The organism is Undibacterium sp. RuRC25W (assembly GCF_049339825.1).
GTDB lineage: Bacteria > Pseudomonadota > Gammaproteobacteria > Burkholderiales > Burkholderiaceae_D > Undibacterium.
The window spans coordinates 1-1,643 of sequence record NZ_JBMPPD010000070.1 but is presented as its reverse complement, the minus strand read 5'-3'; the positions used below and the strand labels follow the sequence as shown (position 1 = coordinate 1,643).

Here is a 1,643-nt window from a genome sequence, read left to right as displayed (position 1 = left end):
CTTGATAACCCGCTGAACCTTCTTGATACCGTTTAACAACGGCCAGTTTGAATTGCTTTGTGTATTTACTCATGAAAACACCCCAAAAGTTAGGACGGGTGTCCAACTTTTGGGGTGCAGTTCAGAAGGTGCTTTTTTTATTTTCATTCATCTTACCAGCAGGCTTACGCCTGCCAATAATTAGAAGGAGTGCAGAACACCGAAGTTGAACAAGTAGTCTTTTGCGCCTTTACCAGCCAAACCACCACCATCAACACCAGCGTCGTTGCTTACGCGAGATGCAGAAGTGTACAAGTTGGTACGCTTGGACAATGCATGCGTTGCACCGATAGCGAATTGTGTGCTGTTACCGTTTGCAACATCATCTTTCAAACGTGCAACAGTCGCCAAAATATTGTCAGCTGCTGTTACTGGAACTGTTACACCAAATGTGTAACCTTTAGTGTTCAGTGTGTTATCAGCAGATTTTTCTGTTGCATATCCGAATGCACCTTTCGCAACGCCAAAATCGTATGTAGCGCCCAACAAACCAGTTTTTACTGCACCACCGAAGTTGTCGTTAGCTTTGTAATAAACAGCGCCAACATATAATGGACCTGCTGTATATTGGCCGCTTACACCAAGGGAACGACCTTTAGAGTTGTCACCAGCTTGCTCACCAGCACCGTACAATGCCATTGCGCTGAAACCTTCGATGTTAGCGGATTGGAAGCTAACACTGTTGTTCACGCGCCATGCTGTGTTGCCAGTCAAGAAGCCAAATACGCCGCCTGTGGATGTAGATGCGCCAGCGTGGCCGGAAGTGAATCCCAGATCAAATGGGTCAACTGCATCGTAGAAGTAGAATTGTGGTGTGTATTGACGGCCAGCTTTGACTGTACCGAAGTCACCTGTCAAACCAACCCATGATTGACGACCGAATGTCAGGCCACCTTGTGATGCACCTGAATCACCCAAGATACCAGCTTCGATATCAAAGATTGCTTTCAGACCGCCACCCAGATCTTCAGTGCCTTTGAAACCCAGGCGGGAACCAGCTTGCTCGCCACTATCGATAGCGTATTTTTTAACGCCAGCTTTGCTTTCAGCTTGGAAAGCCATGTCTACGACACCGTAGATTGTTACACTGGATTGCGCTTGCGCTACACCAGAGATAGCTGCCAATACTGACAGAGCGATAAGTGATTTTTTCATTTTTTTCTCCAAAGGATTTGAATACAAAACAACTTGATGAAGCACGAGACAACTTATTCAAACAATGTCGACGCGTCGTGCTAATACTTAAAACTACTTATTCGGCAAATGAGAAGTTAACGTATTTGACCAAATATGACGGCCTACAGCCAAGCAAATTCACCCTTATTACCAGAACTTAACCTAAAAATGTCTCACTTTAGCAACGAAAATTATATTAAAGACAATTTTCAAACCCTTTTGGCTTCGATGTTTGCATTTCCAAATCCATGGAGATGATTAAAAAAAAATAATCCAAGAGAAGAAAAAAATAAAAGCCTCACGAATGAACTGACCCCATTTAGTTGGACAGTTTAATTGCTATGCTACTAAGGGCTGATTTCTGTATTGCACAGGACTCAGCCCTTTTAATTTCATTTTGATGCGGTCATGATTATAGTATCGAATAT

Annotated in this window: 2 protein-coding genes; both read right to left on the bottom strand. The window is 43.5% G+C overall.

Annotation, left to right across the window (positions count from 1 at the left end):
- Positions 1-180 precede the first annotated feature (180 nt).
- Positions 181-1,194, bottom strand: a complete 1,014-nt coding sequence (locus ACO0KV_RS18310; RefSeq protein WP_423044583.1) for a porin — start codon at positions 1,192-1,194, stop codon at positions 181-183.
- Positions 1,195-1,554: 360 nt separating this feature from the next.
- Positions 1,555-1,643 (bottom strand): IS3 family transposase (locus ACO0KV_RS18305; protein WP_423044585.1); only part of this gene is annotated, 89 nt, incomplete at its 5' end.